The sequence below is a fragment of the Bradyrhizobium sp. RT6a genome (genome assembly GCF_040547675.1).
In the GTDB taxonomy this organism is placed as follows: domain Bacteria; phylum Pseudomonadota; class Alphaproteobacteria; order Rhizobiales; family Xanthobacteraceae; genus Bradyrhizobium.
In genome coordinates, this window is sequence record NZ_JBEPQC010000007.1 from 268503 (window position 1) to 294656 (window position 26154).

Consider the following 26154-nt stretch of genomic DNA (forward strand, 5'->3'; position numbering starts at 1 on the left):
CGCCGGGCTCACGTCCGGGGGGTTGGAAACAAGGGGATAAGTGCCGGACAGGCACGGGATTGAGGAGCGAGACCGCAAATGGCAACGGCGCACACCAAGCATCACGACTACCACCTGGTCGATCCCTCGCCATGGCCCGTCGTCGGCTCCATCTCGGCCTTCATCATGGCGGTCGGCGCGATCACCTGGATGCACCACATGTTCTCGGCTGCGCCGATCATCTTCGGTGTCGGCACCGTCGGTGTGCTCTACACCATGGCGAGCTGGTGGGCCGACGTGATCAGGGAAGCCCAGTACAAGGGCGACCACACCCGCGTCGTGCAGCTGCATCACCGCTACGGCATGATCCTGTTCATCGCCTCGGAGGTGATGTTCTTCGTCGCCTGGTTCTGGGCCTATTTCAACGCGGCGCTATTCCCCGCCGACGCCGTCCACGCCACCCGCGATGCGGTGTTCGGCTGTGGTCTCGGGACCGCGGCCGGCGCCTGCGCCGTGCCGGGCACCTGGCCGCCGCACGGCATCGAGACCTTCGATCCCTGGCATCTGCCGCTCTTGAACACGCTGATCCTGCTCACCTCCGGCACCACGGTGACCTGGGCCCACCATGCGCTGCTCGAGAACGATCGCCAGGGCCTGAAGTATGGCCTGATCCTGACCGTCGTGCTCGGCGCGCTGTTCACCTGCGTGCAGGCCTATGAGTACAGCCACGCGGCATTCTCCTTCGGCGGCAACGTCTACGGCGCAACCTTCTTCATGGCGACCGGCTTCCACGGCTTCCATGTGCTGGTCGGCACCATCTTCCTGCTGGTGTGCCTGTTCCGCGCCTATGCCGGCCACTTCACGCCGACCCAGCATCTCGGCTTCGAGTTTGCCGCCTGGTACTGGCACTTCGTCGACGTGGTCTGGCTGTTCCTGTTCCTCTGCATCTATGTCTGGGGACACGGCGCCGAGACCATGGCCCACGGCGCGCACTGAGCGGGCTGACTTCGGATCGAGAAAGGGCGGCCCCGGGGCCGCCCTTTTGCTTTTTTGCGCGCAGGGGTTTCGGCAGAAACTGTGATAGACCCTGTCATCATGAACAAAGCCGACGACACGTCCGAGTCGCAAGCCACCGTCCTGCAAAGCGCGCTGCGCGGGCTGGCCTGCAAATGCCCGCGCTGCGGTCAGGGCAAGCTCTATGCGGGCTTCCTGACGCTTGCGCCGTCCTGCGACCGTTGCGGCCTCGACTACGCCTTCATCGATTCCGGTGACGGTCCGGCGATCTTCATCATCATGCTGGCCGGCGCGATCGTGGTCGGCTGCGCGCTCGTCGTCGAGGTCAAGTACCAGCCGCCGTATTGGCTGCACGCGGTGTTGTGGCTGCCGCTGATTCTCGCGACCACCCTGCTGCCGTTGCGCACCATGAAGTCGCTGCTGATAGCGCTGCAATTCCACCATAAGGCGGCGCCGGGCCGGCTGGTCGACCGCGCGAAATGAACGAGACCGCGCGCAAGCCCCGCGTGGCCGGCTTCGCGCTGTTCACGCTATTGCTGACCGCGGTCTGTGTCGTGCTCGGTGTCTGGCAATTGCAGCGCCGCCTCGCCAAGCACGAGCTGATCGCCGCACTCACCGAGCGTCTCGCGGAGGCACCGGTCGCTCTGCCGCCGCCGGCACGATGGGCCGCGCTAAGCCCCGCGCGCGATGAATTCCGCCGTGTCAGCTTTACCGCGACCTATGCGCCATTGCCCGACGCGATGGTCTATTCCCCCGGATCCGCCGTGCGCAAGGACGCGTCGGGCCCCGGCACCTGGGCATTCCTGCCGGCACGGCTGCCGAGCGGCGAGACGGTGGCGATCGATGCGGGCTTCGTCGAAAACACCATGCAGGACCGCAGCGTCGAGGATCGCGCGGTCAAGAAGCTCGTCACGGGGCAGATGGTCTCGTTCACCGGCTATCTGCGCTTCCCCGAGGCACCTGGCTGGCTGACCCCGGGGGAGAACCGCGACAAGCGGCTGTGGTTCGTGCGCGATCACGTGGCGATCGCGAGCACGCTGGGCTGGGGTGCGGTTGCGCCGTTCTATGTCGACCTCGAGCAGCCGGTGCCCGAGAACGGCATTCCGCGGCCGGGGCCGCTCGACGTGCATCTCAAGGACGATCACCTGCAATACGCCATCACCTGGTTCACGCTTGCAGGCGCCGTGCTCATCGCCTTCGCCGTATGGGCAAGAGGGCGGCGGCGGAGCTGAGCTGCTTAGATCCCTCCCGGGAACCCGGTATCGCCCGGGGTTTACCATTCAGCGCACATTCACGAGTGTGGTCCTAAGCCGCCATCGTTTTTCCGCAGCAGACAGGATTGCAGCGTGAGCGATTTCGACCAGATGGGAATTGTCGTCGACTGGGTCGATGCCTGCAGGAAGGGCGACCTCGCGACGCTCCTCGATCTCTATGCAGACGACGCCCAGGTCGAATGCACGTGCAACGGCGCGCAGCGCTATCGCGGCCGGAGTGAGCTCGAAGCCTATTGGCAGCCGCGGCTCAGCGCTTTCTCGTCGGCAGGTTTCGGGCTGGAGGAAATCCATCCTGCGCCCCACGGCGTCGATCTCGAATATTCCGTCGGCGGCGCGCTGCGCATTCGCGCCTCGTTTTGCTTCAGCCTGGACGGCAAGATCCGCACCACGCTGTGCGAGCCGGCGCGACAGAACGCGCAGCTTGGCTGTGCGTGCTAATCGTCGATGAGCGCCTCGCGTGCCGGTGCGGCGGGAAGGCGGCAGCGCACATAGGTCCTGTCGTCCACGCGCAGCAGTGACAGCGATCCGCTGAGTGCGCGCACGCGCTCATGCATGCCGGTCAGGCCGCGGCCGAACACATTGCCTTCGGGAAAGCCGCCGCCGTCGTCGGAAACCTCGATGACGACCGTCTCGCTGGCGAAGGTCGCCTGCACATGGGCATTGCTGGCGCCGGCGTGGCGCAGCACGTTGGTCAGCGCCTCCTGAATCACGCGATAGACGGTCTGAGCCAGCGGCCCGTCGATCCCGTTGAGATCCGGATCAACCGTGTCCGTCAGGTTGACGGACGGCGCCTGCTTGCGAAAATTCCGGAGCAGCGTCTGCACACTGGTCTCCAGGCCCAATTCCTCGATGTAGAGCGGTCGCAACCGGTCGAGGATGCGGCGGTTGGTCTGCTGGAGCGCCTCGACCGATTGCAACACATCCTGCGCCGAACTGCCGGGATTTCCCGCCGGGGGCGAGGCGTCGGCCAATGCGATCGTGCCGGCGCGGATGCTGAACAGCAGCGGACCGAGTTCGTCGTGCAGTTCGCGCGCGAGATCGCGCCGCTCGTCGTCCTGGAGCGACACCAGGCGGTGCAGCAGGTCGCGATTGTCCTGGCTCAACTGCGCCAGCGTTTCGGCCAGCGCGTTGGCCTCCTCGCAGCTTTGCCGGATTTCCGGCGGTCCTCCGACCGGGATCGGCGTTGCGTAGTCGCCGCGCCGCATCCGCGTGAGCCCTTCGCCGAGATCTTGCAGCGGGCGCAGGGCCGATCCCGCGAAAACATAGGCAATGGTACCGGTGAGCACCATCAGCGCGGCAACGAGGATGGTCAGCGCGAGAAAGCCGATCCACTTCTCGAACAGATCGGCCGACAGGTCCGGCAGGAAGACGAGATCGCCGACACGCTGGCCGTCGATCGTCACCGGCGCTGCCGCGTCCATGACCGGAACGGTGAGCAGGTCGACAAACCATTGCGGTACGCCATGCGGCTTGCGCAGGCTGCCCCTCGCTGAGGACGCGGGACCCGTCTCCACGGCACGGAATTGGATATCGGAGGAAGTGTCCAGAGAATGGACAAAGGCGTCGAGCGTCTGCCGCGGATTGTTCGAGGTGCGCAGGGTGTTGTTGAGCGCGGCGGCAACGGTCTGGATCAAACGCCGCCCCGGCTCGTTCTCGTCCGCCAATTGGTCGGTCGCGAAGGTTTGGAGCAGCACGCCGCCCATGATCAGCGCGGCGAGGAAGCTGATGCCGAGCGGCAGAAACAGTTGGGTCCTGAACGAGAAGCGTTGCCACATTAGGTCAATTCTAACGCGCATCGGTCCGATTTGCTCTTTCCATTTGTTCCCGTCGGTTTATGAGTCGAAAAACTAGAGAATTGCGATGCAAGATACTGCCAAGCCGGCGACCCGCGTCCTGATTGTCGACGACCATCCCGTGGTGCTGTCCGGTTGCCGCACCCTGTTCGCCTCCGACCATTCGATCCGGATCGACGAGGCGACCGACGCCAAATCCGGGCATCGCGCCTATGTCAGCAAGCGACCCGACGTCACTGTGATCGACATCAGCCTGCCGGACGTCTCCGGCTTTGAACTGATGCGACGCATTCGCAAGGACGATCCCGACGCCAAGATCATCATGTTCAGCATGAACGACGATCCGGCCTTCGTGGTGCGGGCGGTCGAGCTTGGGGCGCAGGGCTACGTCTCCAAGGGCGATGATCCCCGGATCCTGCTCAAGGCGGTGCGCAAGGTGGTTGCGGGCGACAATTTCATCTCACCGCAGCTCGCCGAAGCCGTGACGTTTTCCGGCGCGGCGATCAAGGCCAATCCCGCCTCGCAGATGACTCCGCGGGAGCTCGAGATTCTTCGCCTGCTGGGGCGAGGCGACAAGATCGTCGAGGTCGCCGAGGCGCTCGGTATCTCCTACAAGACCGTCGCCAACACCACTTCCCTGCTCAAGCAGAAGCTCGGTGCCAAGAACCATTCCGACCTGATCCGGATCGCGGTGGAAATCGGGATGAACTGACGCCCCGGGCGCCGAACCAGCTGCTCCAGGATGCTGCCGGTCCGGCGGGCGGACCGGTCTCGGCGCTCAGCCGGGCAATGCATGGAAAGCGCCGACACCATCCGCCGACACAATGGGCTGAGCCGTCGTTCGTTCCCGAACTGTCCGGCCGTCCGGGAATTAATGGCAATGCGTGATGCGAGACCGCTCAAGAACGTTTGCTAGCGCCGAAACGTGTCGGGAAAAATAGGAACATTTTCTCGCGCATCCAGTTTTGACCTTGACGATCGCGTGACAGGCGATGAAAGCTTGCGCGAACAGTTTTTGCGGGTCGGTGACCCCAAAGAGGCAAAACCGGTCTGCACACAACGACAGACCTTCCAAGAGAGGGCTGCGGCATTGCCGCAGCCCTTTTCGTTGGCAGCGCATTTCGTTGGCAGTGCTTTTCGTTCAATGGCCCAAGTTGCGAAGCGGTTTCCCGATGCCGCAAAACACTTTATGGTGGCTCAAAGCCTCTGGCTGTTAACAAGTAATTTCGTAAAATCAAAGGCTTGCGGATCGAGCTTAGGCTCGGCCGGCCTTTGGAGGGCAGTTTGACTCGTTATATCTCGACCCGGGGCGAGGCCCCCGAACTCGGCTTCTGCGACGTGATGCTGACCGGGCTCGCCCGCGACGGCGGCCTGTATGTGCCGGCCATCTGGCCGCAACTCTCGACTGACGCCATCGCCGCCTTCTTCGGTCGCCCCTATTGGGAGGTCGCGGTCGAGGTGATCCGCCCCTTCGTCGCCGGCGAGATCTCGGACGCCGAGCTCGGCCGCATGGCGAACGAGGCCTACGCCACCTTCCGCCATCCGGCGGTGGTGCCGCTGCGCCAGATGGCGCCGCATCAGTTCGTGCTGGAGCTGTTCCACGGTCCGACGCTCGCCTTCAAGGACGTGGCGATGCAGCTGATCTCGCGGCTGATGGACCACGTTCTCGCCAAGCGCGGCCAGCGCACCACGATCGTGGTCGCGACCTCGGGCGACACCGGCGGTGCTGCGGTCGACGCGTTCGCAGGGCTCGAAAATGTCGATCTCATCGTGCTGTTCCCGCATGGCCGCATCTCCGAGGTGCAGCGGCGGATGATGACGACGACAGGCGCGGCCAACGTCCATGCGCTCGCCGTCGAGGGCAATTTCGACGATTGCCAGGCCATCGTGAAGGCGATGTTCAACAACCACCGCTTCCGCGATGCGACGTCGCTGTCCGGCGTCAATTCCATCAATTGGGCGCGCATCGTCGCCCAAGTGGTCTACTATTTCACCTCCGCGGTTGCCGCTGGCGCACCCGCGCGCGCGGTGGACTTCGTCGTGCCGACCGGCAATTTCGGCGACATCTTTGCCGGCTATGTCGCCAAGCGCATGGGTCTTCCCGTGCGGACCCTGGGCATCGCCGCCAACGTCAACGACATCCTGGCGCGCACGCTGAAGACCGGGATCTACGAGGTGCGCGAGGTCCACGCGACGGCGTCGCCGTCGATGGACATCCAGATCTCCTCGAATTTCGAGCGGCTGCTGTTCGAGGCTGGCGGGCGCGATGCCGCCGGCGTGCGCCGTCTGATGGATTCGCTGAAGCAGTCGGGGCGCTTCGTGCTGCCCGATGCGACGCTGGCCGCGATCCGCGAGGGATTCGATGCAGGCCGGGCCGACGAGACCGAGACCGCCGCCGCGATCCGCGCCGCCTGGCGCGAGGCGGGCGAGCTGGTCGATCCCCACACCGCGGTCGCGCTCGCGGTCGCCGACCGCGACACCACGGACAGGACGGTCCCCAGCATCGTGCTGTCCACTGCCCATCCGGCCAAATTCCCCGATGCGGTCGAAGCGGCCTGCGGCCAGCGGCCGCAACTGCCGGCCTGGCTCGATGGTCTGATGACCAAATCCGAACACATGAAGGTGATGAAGAACGACCAGGCCGAGGTCGAGCGGTTCGTGCTGTCGGTCAGCCGCGCCGCGAAACAGGGAGTTGCCGGATGAGCGTCGAGATTTCCAAGCTTGCGTCCGGCCTGACTGTCGTCACCGACAAGATGCCCCATCTCGAGACCGCGGCGCTCGGCGTCTGGGCCGGCGTCGGCGGGCGCGACGAGAAGCCCAACGAGCACGGGATCTCGCATCTTCTGGAACATATGGCGTTCAAGGGCACGACGAAGCGCTCCTCGCGCGAGATCGTCGAGGAGATCGAGGCGGTCGGCGGCGACCTCAACGCCGGCACCTCGACCGAGACCACGTCCTATTATGCGCGGGTGCTGAAGGCCGACGTGCCGCTCGCGCTCGACGTGCTCGCCGACATCCTGGCCAACCCGGCCTTCGAGCCCGACGAGCTCGAGCGCGAGAAGAACGTCATCGTGCAGGAGATCGGCGCGGCGCAGGACACGCCTGACGACGTCGTGTTCGAGCATCTCAACGAGCTCTGCTATCCCGACCAGCCGATGGGCCGCTCGCTACTCGGCACCGCGAAGACCTTGCGTGCCTTCAGCCGCGACTCGCTGCGCGACTATCTGTCGACGCATTACCGCGGGCCGGACATGGTGGTGGCGGCAGCCGGGGCGGTCGATCACAAGCAGGTGGTCGCCGAGGTCGAGCAGCGCTTTGCGAGTTTTGAAGGGACAGCGGGTCCCAAGCCGCAACCCGCACAGTTCGGCAAGGGCGGCACCAAAGTGGTGCATCGCGAGCTCGAGCAGGCCCATCTGACGCTGGCGCTGGAGGGCGTGCCGCAGACCGATCTGTCGCTGTTCTCGCTCCAGGTCTTCACCAACATCCTCGGCGGCGGGATGTCGTCGCGGCTGTTCCAGGAGGTGCGCGAGAAGCGCGGCCTCTGTTACTCGATCTACTCGTTCCACGCCCCCTATACCGACACCGGCTTCTTCGGCCTCTACACCGGCACCGATCCGGCCGATGCGCCCGAGATGATGGAGGTCGTGGTCGACATCATGAATGATTCGGTCGAGACCCTGACCGAGGTCGAGATCGCGCGGGCCAAGGCGCAGATGAAGGCGGGGCTGCTGATGGCGCTGGAGAGCTGCTCGTCCCGCGCCGAGCAACTCGCCCGCCACGTGCTGGCCTATGGCCGGCCCCAGACGGCCGAGGAGCTGGTGGCCCGGATCGACGCCGTCAGCGTCGAATCGACCCGTGATGCGGCGCGTGCGCTGCTTTCGCGCAGCCGCCCTGCGGTTGTCGCATTGGGCAGTGGCAGGGGTCTGGACACGGCGGTGTCTTTTGCGGAAGGATTGACCCGGGCACGCGCCAAGGCGCGGCTGCATTAGGAGCCGCGCACGGGTTGAACCGCCCCGGGAAGCATCACCATGGCCCTCTTTCGCCTGCCATCCAGTGGACCCGCCGCTCTCGCGCCGCGCGGCAACGGCCTGTTGCTACGCGCGCCGCAGATGTCGGACTTCCTGCAGTGGGCCCATCTGCGCGAGTCCAGCCGCGATTACCTGACGCCCTGGGAGCCGATCTGGCCGTCGGACGATCTCACCCGCTCCGGCTTCCGCCGTCGCCTGCGCCGCTATTCCGAAGACATCGCCGCGGACCGGTCCTATCCCTTTCTGATCTTCCGGGAGCTCGACGGCGCCCTGGTCGGCGGCATCACGCTCGCCAATGTCCGTCGCGGCATCGTCCAGGCCGGCACCATCGGCTATTGGGTCGGGAAGCCTCACGCCCAGCGCGGCTACATGACGGCCGCGCTGCGGGTGCTGCTGCCGACGCTGTTCGGCGAGCTCAATCTGCACCGGGTCGAGGCCGCCTGCATCCCGACCAATGCGCCCTCGATCCGGGTGCTGGAGAAGTGCGGTTTCTCCCGCGAGGGCCTGGCGCGCCGCTATCTCTGCATCAACGGGGTCTGGCAGGACCATTTGCTGTTCGGCCTGCTGCACGAGGATTTCCGCGGCTGAGCCCGTTCATTCATGTGACCAAAGTCTCCTGTGTGCCTGCCTTGGGTTCGCCGGTTTTGACGATATAACGGCGCAACCCGGCCGGTGATCGGCCGTGATGTCGTCATGGAGTATGGGTGTTGATGGTGCAGGAGCTTCGGTCATCGCGGACTACGTTGCGGCGGGGGGCAGCGGCCGCGCTGGCGTTGTCAGTTGCGCTCGTCTCCGTCTCGCCGGTCGCGGCGCAGTCGCTGACCGATCGATTCAAGGGCCTGTTCGGCGGCAAGTCGGACGAGCCGGCCCAACCCAAGCCGGCGCCTGCACCAGGCCAGCCGGCGGCTGATGACGATCTTGATTGCCCGCAGGTCACGGTGCGTGCCGGAGCCTCCACCTATGCGGTCGGTGCCACCGGCAAGCCGGCCGTCGGCAATGAGATCCGTTTCCAGGCCACCATCACCAAGATGGCGCGCGAATGCGCCCGCAATGGCGGCGATATCACGGCCCGGATCGGCATCCAGGGCCGCGTCATTGCCGGCCCCGCCGGCGCGCCTGCGACCGTCGAGGTGCCGCTGCGCGTCGCCGTGGTGCAGGGCGGCGTCGGCGAGAAGGTGATCGCTTCCAAGGCCTACCGGACCACGGTCGGAATGTCGGAGGGCGGCAGCGTGCCGTTCACCTTCGTGGCCGAGGATCTGGTCTATCCGATGCCTTCGGCCAAGGACGCCGATAGCTACATCTTCTATGTCGGCTTCGATCCGCAGGCGCTGTCACCCGAGCCGAAGTCGCGCGCGAAGAAGAAGTAGCGAATGATTTTGCAAGTGACCGTCATGCCCGGGCTTGTCCTGGGCATCCACGTCCTTCGCTCCGCCTGAATAGAACGTGGATGGCCGGGACAAGCCCGGCCATGACGACGAGAAAGCAAACTATCAAACAAAAAAGCCGGCGCTGATCGCGCCGGCTTTTTGATGGGTGAAGGCGAGACCCCTCAGTTCAGCTTCTGCCGAACCTCGGTGATGCCCTTGGCGAGCAGATCGTCGGCGACCTGGCCCCTGACCGACTGCGACAGGATCGTGGAGGCGGCCTGGACGGCGGCTTCCGCGGCTGCGGCGCGAACATCGGCGACCGCCTGGGCCTCTGCGAGCGCGATCTTGCCTTCCGCGGTCTTGGTGCGGCGAGCGACGAAATCTTCCACCTTGGCCTTGGCCTCGATTGCGATGCGTTCGGCTTCGCTCTTCGCGTTGGCGATGATGTCGGCGGCCTCGCGTTCGGCCGAGGCGGTGCGCGCCTTGTAGTCGGCGAGCACCTTGGCGGCTTCCTGCTTGAGGCGCGTCGCGTCGTCGAGCTCGGCCTTGATGCGATCGGCGCGATGGTCGAGCGCAGTCATGGCCTTCTTGAAGACCCCGAGATAGCCGAACACGACCATCAGGATCACGAAGGCGATGGCGACCCAGGTTTCAGGATCGAAGAACATATCGATTAACCCTTCAAGGACGCATCAACGGCGGCATTGACCAATGCCGCGTCCGGAACCACACCGGTGAGCTGCTGCACGATGGTGCCTGCCGCATCGGCCGCGATGCCGCGGACGTTGCTCATGGCGGTCGCACGGGTCGAGGCGATGGTCTTCTCCGCCTCGGCAAGCTTGGCCGCCAATTGCTCTTCCAGCGCCTTGCGCTCGGCGTCCGCCTGCGCATTCGCCTTGTCGCGGGATTCGTTGCCGATGGCCTGCGCGCGCGAGCGTGCCGAAGCAAGCTCGCTTTCATAGGCTTTCAACGCCGCTTCGGACTGGTCCTTCAGCTTCTGCGCTTCGGCGAGGTCGCCCTCGATCTTGTTCTGGCGCGCCTCGATCGCACCGCCGACGCGCGGCAAAGCGAGCTTGGACACGATCACGTAAAGCGCGACGAAGAAGATCGCGAGCGACACCAGCTGCGAAGCATAGGTGCCGCTCTCGAACGGCGGAAAACCGCCACCGTGTCCGCCTTCGGACCCGGTGTGGGCGCCCGCCGCCGGACTTTTCGCCCCGCCATGACTTTCAGCCATGGATTACTCCTGTTGCAGCCATGCGCGTCGCTTCGGTCGAAGCGGCGCGAAAAATCGTCCTCAGAGCGGAACGAACAGCAGCAGCAGCGCAATCAGCAGCGAGAAAATGCCGAGCGCTTCGGTCACGGCGAAGCCGAAGATCAGATTGCCGAACTGGCCCTGAGCGGCCGAGGGGTTGCGAACGGCTGCGGCGAGGTAGTTGCCGAAGATCACGCCGACGCCGACGCCCGCGCCGCCCATGCCGATGCATGCGATGCCCGCGCCGATAAGTTTTGCTGCTGCCGGATCCATTTTAGACTCCTTGGAAGAAAGATTGGGTTTTGGGTGGAAATTCCCCGGACCGCTCAGTGTCCCGGATGAATGGCGTCGTTGAGGTAGATGCAGGTCAGGATCGCAAACACATAGGCTTGCAGGAACGCGACCAGAATCTCGAGAGCGTACAGCGCGACCGTGAGCGCCAGCGGCAGCACGCCGCCGACCCAGCCGAGGGCGCCGAGCGAGAAGCCGAGCATGGCGACGAAGCCCGCGAACACCTTCAGCGCGATGTGGCCGGCCAGCATGTTGGCGAACAGACGGACGCTGTGGGAGACCGGCCGCAGGAAGAACGACAGGATCTCGATGAACATCACCAGCGGCAGGATGTAGCCGGGGACGCCGTGGGGCACGAAGATCGAGAAGAATTTCATGCCGTTCTTGGCAATGCCGTAGATCAGGACCGTGAAGAAGACCAGCAGCGCGAGCGCGGCGGTGACGATCAGATGGCTCGAGATCGTGAAGGTGTAGGGGATGATGCCGACCAGGTTCGAAACGCAGATGAACATGAACAGCGAGAAGATCAGCGGGAAGAACTTCATGCCTTCCGCGCCGGCCGTCGAGCGGATCGTCGAGGCCACGAACTCGTAGGAAATCTCGGCGACCGACTGCAGGCGTCCGGGAACCAACTGCGTGCCGCTGGCGAGCATCAGGATCGAGATGATCGCGACCGCCACCAGCATGTAGAGCGACGAATTGGTGAAGGCGATCGTGTGGTTGCCGATATGGCCCAGGGTGAAGAGAGGCTCGATGTTGAACTGGTGGATCGGATCGATTTTCATCAGCGCGGCATCTCTTGGTCTGCCGGGCGATGCCGGCGGGTCTCGGTCTGCCGGTCGGGCCCGGCCCGTACCGGCGCGAGCCGGCACGATCATTCCTCTCCTGGAGTGGATCGCTTAAGAACCACCGCGCCTGTTCTGACCCGCGCCTGCCGTTCTCACCACATTCACCACGCCGGCGACGAAGCCCAGGAGCAGGAACACGATAAATCCGAAAGGCGACGTCGACAGCAAGCGGTCGAAACCCCAGCCAATCCCCGCTCCGACAACGACCCCGGCGACCAACTCGGAGGATAACCGGAAACCAAGCGCCATCGCCGAGGCTCTGGCCGCTCTGTCTTCACCGTCACCTGCGGGTTGCTCGGTCTTGATGTGGCGGCCGCGAAATTCGGACAACCGCTGATCAAGATTTCCGAGCCGTTCGGAAAGCGCAGCTTCCTCGGGCGATCTATCGCGATCTCCATTCTCGCCGTGTCCCGTGCCCTGTGTCATGCAACGAAGACCCGAAACGCCGCGGCTGAATGGAAATTGCGCCCGCCACCCTCAAAAGCCGCGCGGACCATACTGATGGCCCATAATCAAGTCAAGCCAAGTCACGATTGCGTCCATTCCCGTTATGTATCTGATTTATTTGAAAATATCGACGCGAGCGGCAGCGCTGCACACAGCGTGACGCCGCACCGCAGCAGGTCTCCGCTTGATCGGCGGATGCAGTCGCCATTTCACCCGGCTGCCGGGATCAAAGGGGGTGCCGCGATCGTTCATGTCAAAGGCGCGTTTTGGGCGGCGGATCGCCTCGCCGGGGTGTAGAATTTGCGAGAAATGCCACCTTTATGAGCGCCATGTTTGGAAGTGCTACGGGCGCCTCGTGGCGGAGAACGCGATGAGACCAGCGAATTCATCTACAGCATCATCCACAGCATCATGGCTTGCAGCGGCGGCGTTCGCCGCGGCGATGGCGGTCAGCGCTGGCGGCCTCGCCGCGCAATCCGCGCCCGACAGCGAAAACGGCCGCTACAGCATGACCCCCATCCCCGAGGGCGTGCTGCGGCTCGACAGCCGCACCGGCACGGTGTCGACCTGCACCCGGAGCGGCGCCGGCTGGGCCTGCTACGCGGTGCCCGATGAACGTGCCGCGCTCGACGCCGAGATCGGCAGGCTCCAGGCCGAAGTCGAGACGCTGAAGGGACGACTTGCGGCGGGGCCGACCGTGTCGGGCAAAATCGACGAGGCGCTGCCGAAATCCGACCCGTTCAAGAAGGCGGAGCCGCAAGCACGAGAACCAAAGGCCGCCGAGGGTGATCGCAGGATCGAGATCCCGCTGCCGAGCGACCAGGACGTCGATCGCGTGATGTCGTTCCTGGAAAAGGCCTGGCGTCGGCTGATCGACATGGCCAACCGCGTGCAGAAGGACGTGTCGGGGAAGATTTAGCGCATGGCGAGGTGCCGTAGGGTGGGCAAAGGCGCGACGCGTGCCCACCAATCTTCCAACTATGCAGGGCGAATGGTGGGCACGCTTCGCTTTGCCCACCCTACGGCAGCTTTCGATCAGGCGAGACTTTCATGACGTCAGGCAAATCCATTTCACGCTCGGCCCTATCGTCGGTGCAGGCCACCACCTTTGCATCGTCGCTGCTGACCGTGCAGACGCCGGGCCGCGGCTTCACCGATCTCACCGGCGAAGCTGCGAAGTTCGTCGCCGAGGCAGGCGCGCGAGACGGCGCGTTGACGCTGTTCGTTCGTCACACCTCGGCATCGCTGACGATCCAGGAGAACGCCGATCCTTCCGTGCTCGTGGATCTCACCACGGCGCTGTCCCGGCTCGCACCGGAGAACGCCGGCTGGACGCATGATGCCGAGGGACCCGACGACATGCCGGCGCACGTCAAGACCATGCTGACCCAGACTTCGATTCATGTGCCGGTCCTGAGCGGCAAGCTCGCGCTCGGCACCTGGCAGGCGATCTACCTGATCGAGCACCGCAAGCGCCCGCACCGGCGCGAAATCGTGCTGCAATTCGTCGGCGGCAATCAGTAGAGCGGTTTCTAGCGAAGTGGATAAAACAAAACCGGCCGCGGAGACCGCGGCCGGTTGGTGTTGATCCGGATCTGCCGTCGATCAGTTCGACTTGATATCGACGTCCTTGGTCTCCGGCAGGAAGAACAAGCCGATCACAACGGTAATCGATGCGAAGATGACCGGATACCAGAGGCCCGCATAGATATCGCCGGTCGAGGCCACGATGGCGAAGGCGGTCGCCGGCAGCAGGCCGCCAAACCAGCCGTTACCGATGTGGTAGGGCAGCGACATCGAGGTGTAGCGGATGCGGGTCGGGAACAGTTCGACCAGCATCGCGGCGATCGGGCCGTAGACCATGGTGACGAAGAGCACCAGGACGAATAGCAGCCCGACAACCGCAGCGACCTGCGGACGGAAGATGTCGAACGGATGCGCCATCTTCACGATGCCTGCATCGCCGGGCTTCGGATAGCCGGCCGCCTGCGCGGCAGCGAGGAGCGCCGGATTGCCGTCCTTGGCGTTGGCGTAGGGAACTTCCTTGCCGTTGACCACCACCTTCACGCCGGAGCCCGCCGCACCCGGCGTGGTCGAGTACTTGACCGACGACTGCGACAGGTAGGCACGCGCGGTGTCGCAAGGCGACGTGAAGACGCGGGTGCCGACCGGGTTGAACAGGTCGCCGCAACCTGCGGGATCCGCCACCACGTCGACCTTGACCGACTCGATCGCCTTTTCCAGCGCCGGGTTGGCGTTGGTGGTGATCATCTTGAAGATCGGGAAGAAGGTCAGCGCCGCGATCAGACAGCCGCCGAGGATGATCGGCTTGCGGCCGATCTTGTCGGAGAGCATGCCGAACACGATGAAGAAGCCGGTCCCGAGCAGGAGCGACCAGGCGATCAGCAGGTTGGCGGTGTAGCCGTCGACCTTGAGGATCGATTGCAGGAAGAACAGCGCGTAGAACTGGCCGGTGTACCAGACCACGCCCTGGCCCATCACGCCGCCAAGCAGCGCCAGCAGCACGAGCTTGCCGTTCTGCCAGTTGCCGAAGGCTTCCGTCAGCGGGGCCTTCGAGCTCTTCCCCTCGTCCTTCATCTTCTGGAAGATCGGGGATTCGTTGAGGCGAAGCCGGATCCAGACCGAGACGCCGAGCAGCAGCACGGAGACCAGGAACGGAATGCGCCAGCCCCAGGCCGCGAAGTCGGGTTCACCGAGCGCGGAGCGCGTGAACAGGATCACCAGCAGCGACAGGAACAGTCCGAGCGTCGCCGTGGTCTGGATGAAGGAGGTGTAGTAGCCGCGCTTGCCGTTCGGGGCATGCTCCGCGACGTAGGTCGCCGCACCGCCATACTCACCGCCGAGCGCGAGGCCCTGGGCGAGACGCAGCGCGATCAGGATGATCGGGGCCGCGATGCCGATGGTCGCAGCGTTGGGCAGCAGGCCGACGATGAAGGTCGACAGACCCATGATCAGGATGGTGACGAGGAAGGTGTATTTGCGACCGACGATGTCGCCGACACGGCCGAACACGATCGCGCCGAAGGGGCGCACCAGGAAGCCCGCGGCGAAGGCCAGCAGCGCGAAGATGTCGCGGGTTGCCGGCGGATAGGCCGAGAAGAACTGCGCGCCGATGATGCCGGCCAGCGAACCGTAGAGATAGAAATCGTACCACTCGAAAACGGTACCGAGCGAGGAGGCGAGAATGACGAACCGTTCGTCCTTCGTCATCCCTCCCGCGCCTGCTTGAGACACAGCCATTGTCGACATGTTGAGTCGCTCCCCGAAAAATCGTTTCCTCGCGCCCTGGATGCCCGGCCCTGCCGGATCAACCCAAGCCTTACCCCCAAGGTAACATTGGCGTGAAACCCGCCCCAATACGACTTTCGGCCTTTCGCACTGACGCTCACCTGACGCCGCGGGCGTTCCATTCGGCAACATAGTGCCGGCCTGTGGATTAACCCCGTTGGCGCAAAGGGATAATGTCCACTTGCATGCCACGGCTGGTCGGGAAAGAATTGACCAAGGCCCTGCGCCGGCTTACTGGCCCGGTGCGACTGCCAGCAAGAGAACGATGAACGCTCCCTCCACCCATCTCGTCATTGCCGATGACCACCCGCTGTTCCGCGACGCGCTGCGGCAGGCGGTGGCGGGCGTCCTGAGCTCGGCCAGGATCGACGAGGCTGGATCGTTCGAGGATCTGACCAAGCTTTTGGAACAGACCTCCGACGTCGACCTGATCCTGCTCGACCTCTCGATGCCCGGGATCTCCGGCTTTTCAGGCCTGATCTATCTGCGCGCGCAATATCCGGCGATCCCGGTGGTGATCGTCTCCGCCTCCGACGACAGCGCCACGATTCGCCGTTCGCTGGATTTCGGCGCTTCCGGTTTCATTCCGAAGCGCTTCGGCGTCGAGACCCTGCGCGACGCCATCCTCAAGGTCATGGAGGGCGAGGTCTGGGTTCCCGCCGACACTGATCTGTCGGCGGTCGCGGACCCCGACATGACGCGCCTGCGCGACCGGCTGGTGACGCTGACGCCGCAGCAGGTCCGGGTTCTGATGATGCTGTCGGAGGGATTGCTCAACAAGCAGATCGCCTACGAGCTCGGCGTCTCCGAGGCCACCATCAAGGCGCATGTCTCGGCGATCCTGCAGAAGCTCGGCGTCGAAAGCCGGACCCAAGCCGTGATCGCCGCCGCAAAGATCGCCGGCGGCCAGTGGAAGCAGGGCACCCCAACGGTGTGAGGCGCAGCGGTCTGCGCTGCGCGCCCCTTGAAGGACTGTCAGCATCGGGCGGGAATTTTGGATCAGCCGCCCCGCCGCAAATCCTTCGTCCTGTGCGGTTTGCACAGTGAAGTCCTTTTGCTACAACCTTGGCGTGGTCGATTGCAAGGATACTCTCGGGGCATGGATCTGAGGTTAGAACGGACCGCGCAAGATCTCGTCCGCTGTGTCCCGCCCCCCGACTGGATTGATCACCAGCCCTACCAAAGCGCGATACCTGACACGGAGGTTTCCTGCGTTTCCGGCGGCCTTTGCCGACTGCTCTATGATTCACAGATTGATCTGCGCAGTTCCGAGCAGGCTTGGTGCCACCGCACCGTCCAGCGGGTCCTGACGCGGGAGGGCGCCGAACGCGCCGCGCATGTGGTCGTCGAATTCGATCCCGGCTATCAGCGCGTCGACGTACACCATGTGCGAGTCCTGCGTGGTGTCGAGGTCGCCGAGCATGCCAATGCCGATGCTTTCCAATTGCTCCGGCGCGAGACCAATCTGGAACGGCTCGTCTTCGACGGGCGCTTGACCGCGTCGCTGCTGATTCCGGATGTGCGGATCGGCGATATCGTCGATCTCGCGGTCACCGTCTATGGCAACGTTCCGGTCCTGAAGCGGCGACACACGGCCTGGGTGGTCTTCGATTCTTTCAATCCGTGGTTCGAGCACCGGCACAGGCTTTTGCGGCCGCTCGGGCGGAATATTGTCGCCAAGGCCTACAACGATCCGCCTGCGCCACTCGTTGCCATCGCCGGACAAACGGAGGATGTTCGCTGGCAGGTGACCGGGCAGGAGCGTCGCACCGTCGAGGGGCTGACGCCCTCTTGGGTGCTGCTCCGGCCAACACTACAGTTCAGCGAGTTCGACAGCTGGAACGATGTCGCGACTCTTCTTACGCCGTACTATGAGGGGGGTGAACTTCCGCGTGCGCTTGCTGAGGAGGTCGACCGCCTTGCGGCGGCGTATTCACAACCTGATCAGCGTGCCGTCGAGTGGCTGCGGTTTGTGCAACGGGAACTGCGCTATTTTGCCTTTTCTCTGGGTGAGGGAGGACTGACGCCGCGCACCCTGGATACGATCTGGAGCACGCGCTTCGGTGACTGCAAGGATGCGGCAATCCTTTATGTTGCCGGGGCCCGGCGGATGGGGCTGGACGCTTGCGCCGCGCTGGTTTCGACGACGCATGGTAACTCGCTGAACCGGTTTCTCCCGAGCTCGGCCGTGTTCGATCACTGCATCGTTCGAGTGCGATTTGATGAAAGGAGCTATTGGCTCGACCCAACAGCCAGCGTGCAGTCGGGCAGTCTTAAGCACGTCTTCCAGACCCATATCGGATGGGGGCTCGTGTTGTCGCAGGAGACGGTCGGGCTGGAAGAACTCGGGGGCGGCGCAGCTCTCCACATCCTGCATTGGGAGGACGAGGTCACGGTCGGACCGAAAGTGACCTCGCCGGCGATCATGAGGCGGAAGATCGATTATTCCTTCTGGGCCGCCGACGCGATACGGAGCCGCTTCGCCAACGATGGTCCAAGCGTATTTGCCCAGGCAATGCTGCGGGAGTTGCAGAACGTTTGGCCCGGCGCCGTCGAGACCGCTCCAATGGTGGTTCAGGACGACAAAGATCGCAACACGATCACGTTGAGTTTGAACTATCAGGTTCGCGACTGCTGGAAGGCCGACGATGACAAATCTCAGCTGAAGCTTGTGGTTGCCCGTGGGGTGAGTGGGGAGTTGCAGCCTCTTCCGGGCGAACGCCGTGAGACCGACATCGGGCTCGGCCGCCCTCGCAAGATGACAGGATTCCTCCAGTTGAACATGCCGAGCCGTTGGCGCGGCAATGGCTGGTTGTATCGCCTCCAAGCATCCGGTGTCAGTTTCGTCGACCGATCGTTGGTCAATGGCCGAACGGTCACGGCATCCCAGGAACTGGTGATCGATGCTTGGTCGCTCGCCGCCGCCGAGCGACAGGCCTACAACGACATCGCGAAGAAGCTTCAGGAAAACCTGTTCATCCTCACAGGTCGCCAGCAGTTCGGCAGAATTCGTCAATGGTTGAATTGGAAAGCGCGTTTCCTGTCGGCTCTGCGCGTCATTTGGTATGCCGCGTGGGGTGGTTGGGTGCTGATCTTCCTGATCAGCATCTTGTTTGCGCGGCGGTGATCGTTGGATGCAGTTACGCGTCGTGAGAAGGGCTGCTCAACAACCAGATCGCCTATGAGCTCGGCGTCTCCGAGGCCACTATCAAGGCGCATGTCTCGACGATCCTGCAGAAGCTCGGCGTCGAAAGCCGGACCCAAGCCGTGACCGCCGCCGCAAAGATCGCCGGCGGCCAGTGGAAGCAGGGCACCCCAACGGGGTGAGTCCGTAGCGAGCGAGCTACGCGACCGCGCCTGTGTCGCCCCTCTGTCAATCCGCGCGCGCAAAAATATTCCACTTTACCGAAATTCGGAGATGGCGTATGTGTCGCTCATCCCGGCTCATTCTTGAGGGGCGATCTTGTGGTCGTCACGTTCGCGAGCCGGGCTTGCGGGGGACGCGGCAGCGTTCGGGTGCGAGAGGCGTGGGCAGGGCGGATTGCTCTCCGTGAGCCCAAGGCTTCGTTCCGACGAGCGGCGCTGTCAGGCTTCGTCTCGTCATCAGGTCGGCGGCAACGTGCACAACGTCGTCGAAACCGGTGGCGAAATGGCGAGCCGTGCGTACGGCAAAACCGTGTGGTCCTGGCCGTCGTTGCTACGGTCAAGCTCTTGCGGATGCGGCATGCGCGTCAACCGGCGCGATGTCGGCAACTTCTGTGAGAGTGAGGGAGGCCAGCAGGAACTCGGCTCCCGGGAGAGCACGGCATAAGCCGTCCAACCATCGCGCAGGGAAGGCCGAGTGATTGGCTACACCTGTATGCTGCTGTGCGGTTTTTCTGCGTGTGCTTTTCGCGCAGCGGACCGCGGGTGCCAGCCGGCACCCGGCCTTCCCTGTGCCCTCTTGGATAAGAGGGTGGAGCGACGCAGCAAAGCTCGGGCGAAACGCGCCGCGAGGATGCGAAGGCGTGTCTGCAACTTGAAATCTGCATTGGAGGATGGTGATGCTGGCCCTTGCTCCGTCATTGCGAGCGCAGCGAAGCAATCCAGTCTGTCGCCGCGGAAAGATTCTGGATTGCTTCGCTACGCTCGCAATGACGATGTGGAGAGAATGTGCGCCACACTCCGTTCTCGTGTCCCGGCGATTGGGCCGCAGATGCTGGAACCGGAACCTCACAACTTCTCACAACTCCAAACGGGTGTCTCGCGGTCGCCGCTGCTAGTCAGTGCAGGACCGATCAACGAGGAAGCAACACCATGAAACAGATCATCGATCAGCACCGGCGCCAGTTTTTTGGCGTCGCCGCGGGAACTGTCGCCGCGGGCCTCGGCGTGATTGGCCTCGCCCGCGCCGAATCGGAAGCGCCGCGCTCCTCCGCGGCGAACGCGTCGTTCGGCGCGATCAAGCAGATCGATGCCGGCGTCCTCAACGTCGGCTACGTGGAGGCCGGTCCTGCGAACGGTCCCGTCGCGATCCTGCTGCACGGCTGGCCCTACGACATTCACGCCTTCGTCGACGTCGCGCCGATCCTGGCAAAGGCCGGCTATCGCGTCATCATCCCTTACCTGCGTGGCTACGGCTCGACGCACTTCCTCTCCGCCGAAACGCCGCGCAACGGCGAGCCGGCAGCAATGGCCGCCGACATCATCGCGCTGATGGACAAGCTCGACATCAAGAAGGCGGTCGTCGCCGGTTTCGATTGGGGCGCGCGCACCGCCGACATCATCGCTGCGCTGTGGCCGGAGCGCTGCCGCGCGCTGGTGTCGGTCAGCGGCTATCTGATATCCAGTCAGGCCGCGGGCAATGCACCGCTGCCGCCGTCGGCCGAGCTGCTCTGGTGGTACCAGTTCTATTTCTCGACCGAGCGCGGCCGCGCCGGATACGAGAAGTACACGCATGATTTCGCAAAACTGATCTGGAAGCTGGCCTCGCCGCAGTGGAAGTTCGACGACGCCACCTTCGACCGCAGCGCGGCGGCGCTGGACAACAAGGATCACGTCGCGATCACCATTCACAATTACCGCTGGCGGCTCGGGCTTGCCCAGGGCGAAGTGAAGTACGAACATCTCGAAAAGAAGCTCGCCGCGGGTCCGGTCATCGACGTGCCGACCATCACGATGGAAGGCGACGCCAACGGCGCCCCGCATCCCGACCCGAGCGCCTATGCCAAAAAGTTCTCGGGCCGCTACGAGTTTCGCCTGATTACCGGGGGTGTCGGTCACAATCTGCCGCAGGAAGCACCGCAAGCCTTTGCCAAGGCCGTCATCGACGCCGACGGCGGCGCCTGACCCGCTACTCCGCCGCAACCATCTGCTGCGTGCGCCACTGACCGAGGAGGGCGCGGAGCGAAGCCGGCTTGACCGGCTTGTTGAGCACCGCGACCTTTTCGTCGCGCGCAGCCATTTGCACGGCGGGGCTGCGGTCGGCGGTGATCAGGATCGCAGGGATGCCGTCACCGAAGCGGCGGCGGATGTCGCGGATTGCAGCGATGCCGTTGCCGCGGTCGAGATGGTAGTCGACCAGCAGGCCGGTGACGCGGCGGCCGGCAGTTTCGATCGCGGCGATCGCGCCCTCGGGATCGGCGACCGCGATCACCTCGGCGTCCCAAGCCTTCAGCAGCGTGCGCATGCCGTCGAGAATCGCGGCGTCGTTCTCGATGCAGACGATCAGGGTCCCCGAGATCGAGGTGCGTGCGAGCGGGGTCGCGCTGGTCACGGCCGCGGTGTGGGTGATCGCTTTCGCCGTCGGCACCGTCACGGAAAACACCGAGCCGCCGCCGACATTGGAATCGATGGCGATGCCGTGGTTGAGCACGCGCGCCAACCGCTCCACGATCGACAGGCCAAGGCCGAGGCCGCGGGCGATCCGCGCGCCCTGCTCGAGGCGGTGGAATTCCTTGAAGATCTCGCCGCGCTTGACCGTCGGGATGCCGACGCCGGTGTCGTAGACGCAGATTTTGAGCGAGGCGCCGCGGCGGCGGCAGCCGACCAGCACGCGCCCGCGCGGGGTATATTTGATCGCGTTGGAGATCAGGTTCTGCAGCAGCCGGCGCAGCAGGAGCCGATCCGATTCGACGGGCAGCGAGCACGGCACGAACACGAGCGCCAGATTCTTGGCGCGTGCGATCGGCGCGAACTCGATCTCCAGCGAGCGCATCAGATCGGCCATCTTGAAGCTCGAGATCGAAGTCGTCATCGCGCCGGCGTCGAGCCTGGAAATGTCGAGCAGCGCGCCGAGGATCTCCTCGATCGCCTGGAGCGATTCGTCGATGTTCTCGACCAGCCGTGTCTCCTCGCCGCTGTGCTGGCGCTCGACCAGGCTCGTGACATAGAGCCGCGCCGCGTTCAGCGGCTGGAGAATGTCGTGGCTGGCGGCGGCGAGAAAGCGCGTCTTGGAGATGCTGGCGTCTTCGGCCGCGCTCTTGGCCAGTGCCAGCTCGGAATTCAGCCGGGTCAGCTCCTCGGTGCGGTCGCGCACCCGCTTTTCCAGCGTCGCATTGGCGCGTTCCAGCGCTTCGGCCGCCTCGAAACTGGGCGTGACGTCGGTGAAGGTGATGACGAAGCCGCCGCCGGGCATGCGGTTGGTCAAGATCTCGATCACCATGTGGCGGTCGGGCAGGCGCTCGAGATAAGGCTCGCCGTCGGTGGTGTAAGCCACCAGCCGGCGCTCCAGCATGGCCTCGCGCTCGATCGGATCGGCCGGCTCGCTCACGCCCATGAATTCCAGGATTTCACGCAGCGGCGTGCCGAACTGGATGAAATGCGGGGGAACGTTGAGGAGATCGCCGAACTGCCGGTTGGAGCAGATCAGTTGCAGATCGGCATCGAACACCGCGATGCCCTGGCGCACATGGTTGAGCGCGGTCTGGAGGATCTCGCGGTTGAAATGCAGCGCCGCATGGGAATCGTCGAGCAGTTTTAGCGCAGCCTTGGCGGAGACCGTCCGCTTGCGCAGCAGCAGCGACATCACGAGACGCGAGGAGGCCGCGCCGATCGAGGAGGCGATCAGGTGCTCGGCGTGCTGCAGCAGCTCGAAATCGGCGGGCGCCCCGGACTCCAGCCGCACGTTGCGCCGCGCGGAGAATGCCTCGAACGAATGTCGCGCGCGGTCAGGCCCGAGATATTGCGCCACCGTGGTCTGGATGTCCTGCACCGTGACGGTGGTGCGCCAGCGGCGGAAGTTCGGGGAGATCGGCGCCAGCGTGTTGGGGACGAACAGATCGGCCTGCACCAGCTCGATCGACGACGGCCGGCGCGCCAGCGACAGCAGCACGTAGGTGAGGATGTTGAGCGCCAGCGACCAGACGACGCCATGCATCAGCGGCGGCAAATCGGCGCCGAACAACGCCTGCGGCCGCAGCGCCTCGATCCCGAACGGGCCGTGCTGGAGCAGCAGGATGCCCGCCGTCGAAGTGTCCATGAAGCTCGGGATGAACAGCGTGTAGAGCCACACCGCGAAGCCGACCAGCATGCCGCCGATCGCGCCGCGCGCGGTCGCGCGCCGCCACAGCAGTCCACCGAAGAAGCTTGGTGCAAGCTGGGCGATGGCGGCAAAAGAGAGCAGGCCGATCGCCGCGAGCTGGGTGTTGCCGAGCGCGCGGTAGTAGAAATAGGCCATCACCATGATGGCGAAGATCGCGAGCCGGCGCGAGCGCAACAGGAAGTCGCTGAAATCGGCGCCGCCGGTTCGCCCTTCGGGCCGTCGTTGCAGCACCAGGGGCACCACGAGATCGTTCGAGACCATGATGGAGAGCGCGACGCATTCGACGATTACCATCGCGGTCGCCGCCGACAGGCCACCGACGAAGACGGCGACGCTGAGCAGATCCGCGCCGCCCTCCATCGGCAGCGCCAGCACGTACATATCCGGATCGGCGGCGCCGAACGGGAAGCTGACGAGGCCGGCGAGCGCGATCGGGATCACGAACAGATTGATGGCGACGAGATAGAGCGGGAACAGCCAGCGCGCGCGGCCGACCTCGGCGTCCGAGGAATTCTCCACCACGCTGACGTGGAACTGGCGCGGCAGCAGCATGATCGCGCACAGCGACAGCAGCGTCATGGTCAGGAAGTTGCCGATCGAGGGCGAATAGTTGATGGCGCGCACCGCCTCCGGCGTCTTCATCGCGCGCTCGATCAGCTCGTGCGGCGAGAACATCCAGAACGTGACGAAGATGCCCGCGGCGAGGAAGGCGACCAGCTTGATGATCGATTCGGTCGCGACCGCCAGCATCAGGCCGTGCTGGTGCTCGGTGGCGTCCGTCTGCCGCGTGCCGAACAGCACCGCGAAGGCCGCCATCGCCAGCGTCACCATCAGCGCCACGTCGCCGACGATCGGGATGTGGGAGAAGGCCTGGTCTTCGCTCAGGATGGTTTCGAGCGAGGAGGCGACCGCCTTGAGCTGGAGCGCGATGTAGGGCACCGAGCCGATGATCGCGATCAGCGCGACGGTTGCCGCCACCGCCTGGCTCTTGCCGTAGCGCGCGCCGATGAAGTCGGCGATCGAGGTGATGTTGTGGGCCTTGGCGAGCTGGATCACGCGGCGGAGAACGCCGGCCCCTAACCCGATCATCAGGATCGGGCCGACATAGATCGCGAGGAAGTCGGTGGAGGTGCGGGTGGCGAAGCCGACCGAGCCGAAGAAGGTCCAGGAAGTGCAGTAGATCGCCAGCGACAGCGGATAGATCAGCCCCGAGGCGCGGCCGCGCCCAGCCGGCGAGCGGCGGTCGCCATGGCTCGCCACCAGGAACAGAAAGCCGATATAGCCGAAGGCGGCGGCGATCACGCCCCAATCGTGCAGCATGGCGAGCGTGCTTCTCCCGGGGCGCGCGCTGGCCGCGCCCGATCTCATTTTCCCTGTAAATCTAGCGCGTTGGACCGTCGCAGGCGACAGCGAAATGCCGTGTGGGCGCGGGAACTGTGGTTGTCGTTACCCGGTGTGCTGCCCCAAATGCTGCGCTGCGTCGGGCTCACCGAGAGAGCCCCCCGTGGTACCCCCCTCCCTGACCCTCCCCCACAAGGGGGGAGGGAACGGACAGAGCGTCCGCGTTGCAGGAAATCGAGACCGACCCTTACACTGTGCGGCTCCCGACGTAAGGGAGGCGAAACTCTCTCGCTCCCTCCCCCCTTGTGGGGGAGGGTGGGGAGGGGGGTAGCTCCGGGGACGGTGAAACTTAGATCGAAGAGAAGGCGAAGAAGCCTACTCCGCCGCCAGCGACTTCTCGCGAAGCGGCAGACCGAGGCGGTCCCACACTTGCAGCAGGGCTTCGGCGAGCTGATCGATCAGGCCGTCGTCGTGATAGGGCGAGGGCGTGATGCGCAGGCGTTCGGAGCCCTTGGCGACCGTCGGATAGTTGATCGGCTGGATGTAGATGCCGTGCTGTTCAAGCAGAAGGTCGGAGGCCTGCTTGCACTTCTCGGCATCGCCGATGAACAACGGGACAATGTGGGTGTCGCTCGACATCACCGGCAGGCCGGCGGCGTTGAGTATCGCCTTGACCCGGGCGGCGCGGTCCTGGTGACGCTCGCGCTCCCAGCTCGAGGTCTTCAGATGCTTGATGGCGGCGGTCGCGGCCGAGCAGATCGCCGGCGGCAGCGCGGTGGTGAAGATGAAGCCCGGCGCATAGGAGCGCACGGCGTCGATGATCTGGCCGTTGGCGGCGATGTAGCCGCCGAGGCAGCCGAACGCCTTGGCGAGCGTGCCTTCGAGTATGTCGATGCGATGCATCACGCCGTCGCGCTCGGCGATGCCGCCGCCGCGCGGGCCGTACATGCCGACGGCATGGACCTCGTCGACATAGGTCATCGCGCCGTATCTCTCGGCGAGGTCGCAGATCTTGGCGAGCGGGGCGATGTCGCCGTCCATCGAATAAAGGCTCTCGCAGGCGATCAGCTTGGGTCGGCTCGGGCCCGCAGCCTTCAACAGCGCTTCGAGATCGGCGAGGTCGTTGTGGCGGAACACGACCCGCTCGCAGCCGGACTGGCGGATGCCCTCGATCATCGAATTGTGGTTGAGCTCGTCGGACAGGATGAGGCAGTTCGGGATCAGCTTCGCGATGGTCGCGATGCCGGTCTGGTTCGAGACGTAGCCGGACGTGAAGAGCAGCGAGGCTTCTTTGCCGTGGAGATCGGCGAGCTCGGCCTCTAGCTGTACCAGCGGATGATGCGTGCCGGCGATGTTGCGGGTGCCGCCGGCGCCGGTGCCGACGCGGGTCGCGGTCTCGACCATCGCGCCCACCACCTTCGGGTGCTGGCCCATGCCGAGATAATCGTTGGAGCACCAGATCACGACGTCGCGCTTGCCCTTGGGCGAGTGCCAGAGCGCATGCGGGAACCGGCCGGCAATGCGCTCGAGATCGGCGAACACGCGGTAGCGCCGCTCGGTGTGGAGACGATCAAGAGCGGAATTGAAGAACTGGGCGTAATCCATCGTCAAACCTGCAGCGGAACCGACCAAAGACCCGCATATCCTTAGAGCTATTCCAGCTCCAATGTCTATGCGCTATCCCAC

At 64.6% G+C, this 26154-nt stretch carries 25 protein-coding genes and 1 pseudogene; 17 read left to right on the plus strand and 9 right to left on the minus strand.

Translation table 11 applies throughout. The features are described from left to right. Positions 1 to 78: 78 nt before the first annotated feature. The 4 genes from ABIC03_RS30605 (at position 79) to ABIC03_RS30620 (ending at position 2705) form a co-directional block, all read left to right on the plus strand. Complete coding sequence (locus ABIC03_RS30605; RefSeq protein ID WP_275174514.1) at positions 79 to 975, plus strand: cytochrome c oxidase subunit 3; 897 nt, start codon at positions 79 to 81, stop codon at positions 973 to 975. A 99-nt stretch (positions 976 to 1074) separates the two neighbouring features. After that, on the plus strand, positions 1075 to 1476 hold the full coding sequence (locus ABIC03_RS30610; protein ID WP_354063601.1) for a DUF983 domain-containing protein: 402 nt from the start codon (positions 1075 to 1077) through the stop codon (positions 1474 to 1476). Then, on the plus strand, positions 1473 to 2225 hold the full coding sequence (locus ABIC03_RS30615; protein ID WP_354063603.1) for an SURF1 family protein: 753 nt from the start codon (positions 1473 to 1475) through the stop codon (positions 2223 to 2225). The genes ABIC03_RS30610 and ABIC03_RS30615 overlap by 4 nt, the downstream gene beginning before the upstream one ends. 114 nt (positions 2226 to 2339) lie before the next feature. After that, positions 2340 to 2705: a nuclear transport factor 2 family protein gene (locus tag ABIC03_RS30620; RefSeq protein ID WP_354063605.1), complete on the plus strand. Its 366-nt coding sequence runs from the start codon at positions 2340 to 2342 to the stop codon at positions 2703 to 2705. Here ABIC03_RS30620 and ABIC03_RS30625 read toward each other — a convergent pair. After that, positions 2702 to 4042, minus strand: a complete 1341-nt coding sequence (locus ABIC03_RS30625) for a histidine kinase (protein WP_354063607.1) — start codon at positions 4040 to 4042, stop codon at positions 2702 to 2704. The two genes, ABIC03_RS30620 and ABIC03_RS30625, sit on opposite strands and share 4 nt — an antisense overlap. An 85-nt stretch (positions 4043 to 4127) precedes the next feature. On the opposite strand from ABIC03_RS30625, the gene ABIC03_RS30630 reads away from it, so the two are divergent. The 6 genes from ABIC03_RS30630 (at position 4128) to ABIC03_RS30655 (ending at position 9455) form a co-directional block, all read left to right on the plus strand. Continuing rightward, positions 4128 to 4772 (plus strand): response regulator transcription factor, encoded by a 645-nt coding sequence (locus ABIC03_RS30630; protein ID WP_008541266.1) that lies wholly within the window; start codon positions 4128 to 4130, stop codon positions 4770 to 4772. 213 nt (positions 4773 to 4985) lie between these two features. Continuing rightward, positions 4986 to 5348, plus strand: a complete 363-nt coding sequence (locus ABIC03_RS30635) for a hypothetical protein (RefSeq protein WP_354063609.1) — start codon at positions 4986 to 4988, stop codon at positions 5346 to 5348. Beyond that, positions 5345 to 6763, plus strand: a complete 1419-nt coding sequence (gene thrC, locus ABIC03_RS30640; RefSeq protein WP_354063611.1) for a threonine synthase — start codon at positions 5345 to 5347, stop codon at positions 6761 to 6763. The genes ABIC03_RS30635 and thrC overlap by 4 nt, the downstream gene beginning before the upstream one ends. Beyond that, entirely contained in the window at positions 6760 to 8049 is a 1290-nt protein-coding gene (locus ABIC03_RS30645; protein ID WP_007599446.1) for a M16 family metallopeptidase, read from the plus strand. The genes thrC and ABIC03_RS30645 overlap by 4 nt, the downstream gene beginning before the upstream one ends. A 39-nt stretch (positions 8050 to 8088) precedes the next feature. Beyond that, a complete protein-coding gene (locus ABIC03_RS30650; RefSeq protein WP_275174509.1) occupies positions 8089 to 8676 on the plus strand; it encodes a GNAT family N-acetyltransferase in 588 nt (195 codons plus the stop codon). A 122-nt stretch (positions 8677 to 8798) separates the two neighbouring features. Next, positions 8799 to 9455, plus strand: coding sequence for a hypothetical protein (locus ABIC03_RS30655; RefSeq protein WP_354063708.1), 657 nt, complete (start codon positions 8799 to 8801; stop codon positions 9453 to 9455). A 182-nt stretch (positions 9456 to 9637) separates the two neighbouring features. On the opposite strand, the gene ABIC03_RS30660 is transcribed toward ABIC03_RS30655, so the two are convergent. The 5 genes from ABIC03_RS30660 to ABIC03_RS30680 form a co-directional block, all read right to left on the minus strand. Next, the gene (locus tag ABIC03_RS30660) at positions 9638 to 10123 is read right to left on the minus strand and encodes a F0F1 ATP synthase subunit B family protein (protein WP_027570043.1); all 486 of its coding nucleotides are present in this window, start codon (positions 10121 to 10123) and stop codon (positions 9638 to 9640) included. A 5-nt stretch (positions 10124 to 10128) separates the two neighbouring features. Further along, positions 10129 to 10692: a F0F1 ATP synthase subunit B family protein gene (locus ABIC03_RS30665; protein ID WP_275174508.1), complete on the minus strand. Its 564-nt coding sequence runs from the start codon at positions 10690 to 10692 to the stop codon at positions 10129 to 10131. A gap of 60 nt (positions 10693 to 10752) precedes the next feature. Continuing rightward, on the minus strand, positions 10753 to 10983 hold the full coding sequence (locus ABIC03_RS30670; protein ID WP_007599451.1) for a F0F1 ATP synthase subunit C: 231 nt from the start codon (positions 10981 to 10983) through the stop codon (positions 10753 to 10755). A 53-nt stretch (positions 10984 to 11036) separates the two neighbouring features. Then, positions 11037 to 11786: a F0F1 ATP synthase subunit A gene (locus ABIC03_RS30675; protein WP_275174507.1), complete on the minus strand. Its 750-nt coding sequence runs from the start codon at positions 11784 to 11786 to the stop codon at positions 11037 to 11039. A gap of 114 nt (positions 11787 to 11900) precedes the next feature. Beyond that, positions 11901 to 12275, minus strand: a complete 375-nt coding sequence (locus ABIC03_RS30680; RefSeq protein ID WP_211395574.1) for an AtpZ/AtpI family protein — start codon at positions 12273 to 12275, stop codon at positions 11901 to 11903. A 75-nt stretch (positions 12276 to 12350) separates the two neighbouring features. Between ABIC03_RS30680 and ABIC03_RS30685 the strand changes: the two genes are divergently transcribed. The 3 genes from ABIC03_RS30685 (at position 12351) to ABIC03_RS30695 (ending at position 13820) form a co-directional block, all read left to right on the plus strand. After that, positions 12351 to 12593, plus strand: a complete 243-nt coding sequence (locus ABIC03_RS30685; RefSeq protein WP_275174506.1) for a hypothetical protein — start codon at positions 12351 to 12353, stop codon at positions 12591 to 12593. A 73-nt stretch (positions 12594 to 12666) separates the two neighbouring features. Then, positions 12667 to 13215 (plus strand): hypothetical protein, encoded by a 549-nt coding sequence (locus ABIC03_RS30690; RefSeq protein WP_354063615.1) that lies wholly within the window; start codon positions 12667 to 12669, stop codon positions 13213 to 13215. A gap of 131 nt (positions 13216 to 13346) precedes the next feature. Then, positions 13347 to 13820 (plus strand): secondary thiamine-phosphate synthase enzyme YjbQ, encoded by a 474-nt coding sequence (locus ABIC03_RS30695; RefSeq protein ID WP_354063617.1) that lies wholly within the window; start codon positions 13347 to 13349, stop codon positions 13818 to 13820. Between the two features lie 81 nt (positions 13821 to 13901). Here the strand turns inward: ABIC03_RS30695 and ABIC03_RS30700 are convergent, their stop codons facing one another. Continuing rightward, on the minus strand, positions 13902 to 15527 hold the full coding sequence (locus ABIC03_RS30700) for an MFS transporter (RefSeq protein WP_275174503.1): 1626 nt from the start codon (positions 15525 to 15527) through the stop codon (positions 13902 to 13904). Between the two features lie 343 nt (positions 15528 to 15870). Between ABIC03_RS30700 and ABIC03_RS30705 the strand changes: the two genes are divergently transcribed. The 4 genes and pseudogenes from ABIC03_RS30705 to ABIC03_RS30720 all read left to right on the plus strand — a co-directional run bounded on the left by ABIC03_RS30705 (position 15871) and on the right by ABIC03_RS30720 (position 20933). Further along, on the plus strand, positions 15871 to 16542 hold the full coding sequence (locus ABIC03_RS30705; protein ID WP_354063620.1) for a response regulator: 672 nt from the start codon (positions 15871 to 15873) through the stop codon (positions 16540 to 16542). A gap of 162 nt (positions 16543 to 16704) precedes the next feature. Then, positions 16705 to 18732: a DUF3857 domain-containing transglutaminase family protein gene (locus ABIC03_RS30710; RefSeq protein WP_354063622.1), complete on the plus strand. Its 2028-nt coding sequence runs from the start codon at positions 16705 to 16707 to the stop codon at positions 18730 to 18732. Positions 18733 to 18758: 26 nt separating this feature from the next. After that, positions 18759 to 18932 (plus strand): annotated as a pseudogene (locus ABIC03_RS30715) (response regulator transcription factor); the annotation flags it as partial. 969 nt (positions 18933 to 19901) lie between these two features. Continuing rightward, positions 19902 to 20933 (plus strand): alpha/beta fold hydrolase, encoded by a 1032-nt coding sequence (locus ABIC03_RS30720; protein WP_354063624.1) that lies wholly within the window; start codon positions 19902 to 19904, stop codon positions 20931 to 20933. Between the two features lie 4 nt (positions 20934 to 20937). On the opposite strand, the gene ABIC03_RS30725 is transcribed toward ABIC03_RS30720, so the two are convergent. Continuing rightward, positions 20938 to 24447, minus strand: coding sequence for a PAS domain-containing hybrid sensor histidine kinase/response regulator (locus ABIC03_RS30725; protein ID WP_354063626.1), 3510 nt, complete (start codon positions 24445 to 24447; stop codon positions 20938 to 20940). Between the two features lie 396 nt (positions 24448 to 24843). Continuing rightward, positions 24844 to 26073 (minus strand): 5-aminolevulinate synthase, encoded by a 1230-nt coding sequence (gene hemA / locus ABIC03_RS30730; RefSeq protein ID WP_354063628.1) that lies wholly within the window; start codon positions 26071 to 26073, stop codon positions 24844 to 24846. Between the last annotated feature and the right edge of the window lie 81 nt (positions 26074 to 26154).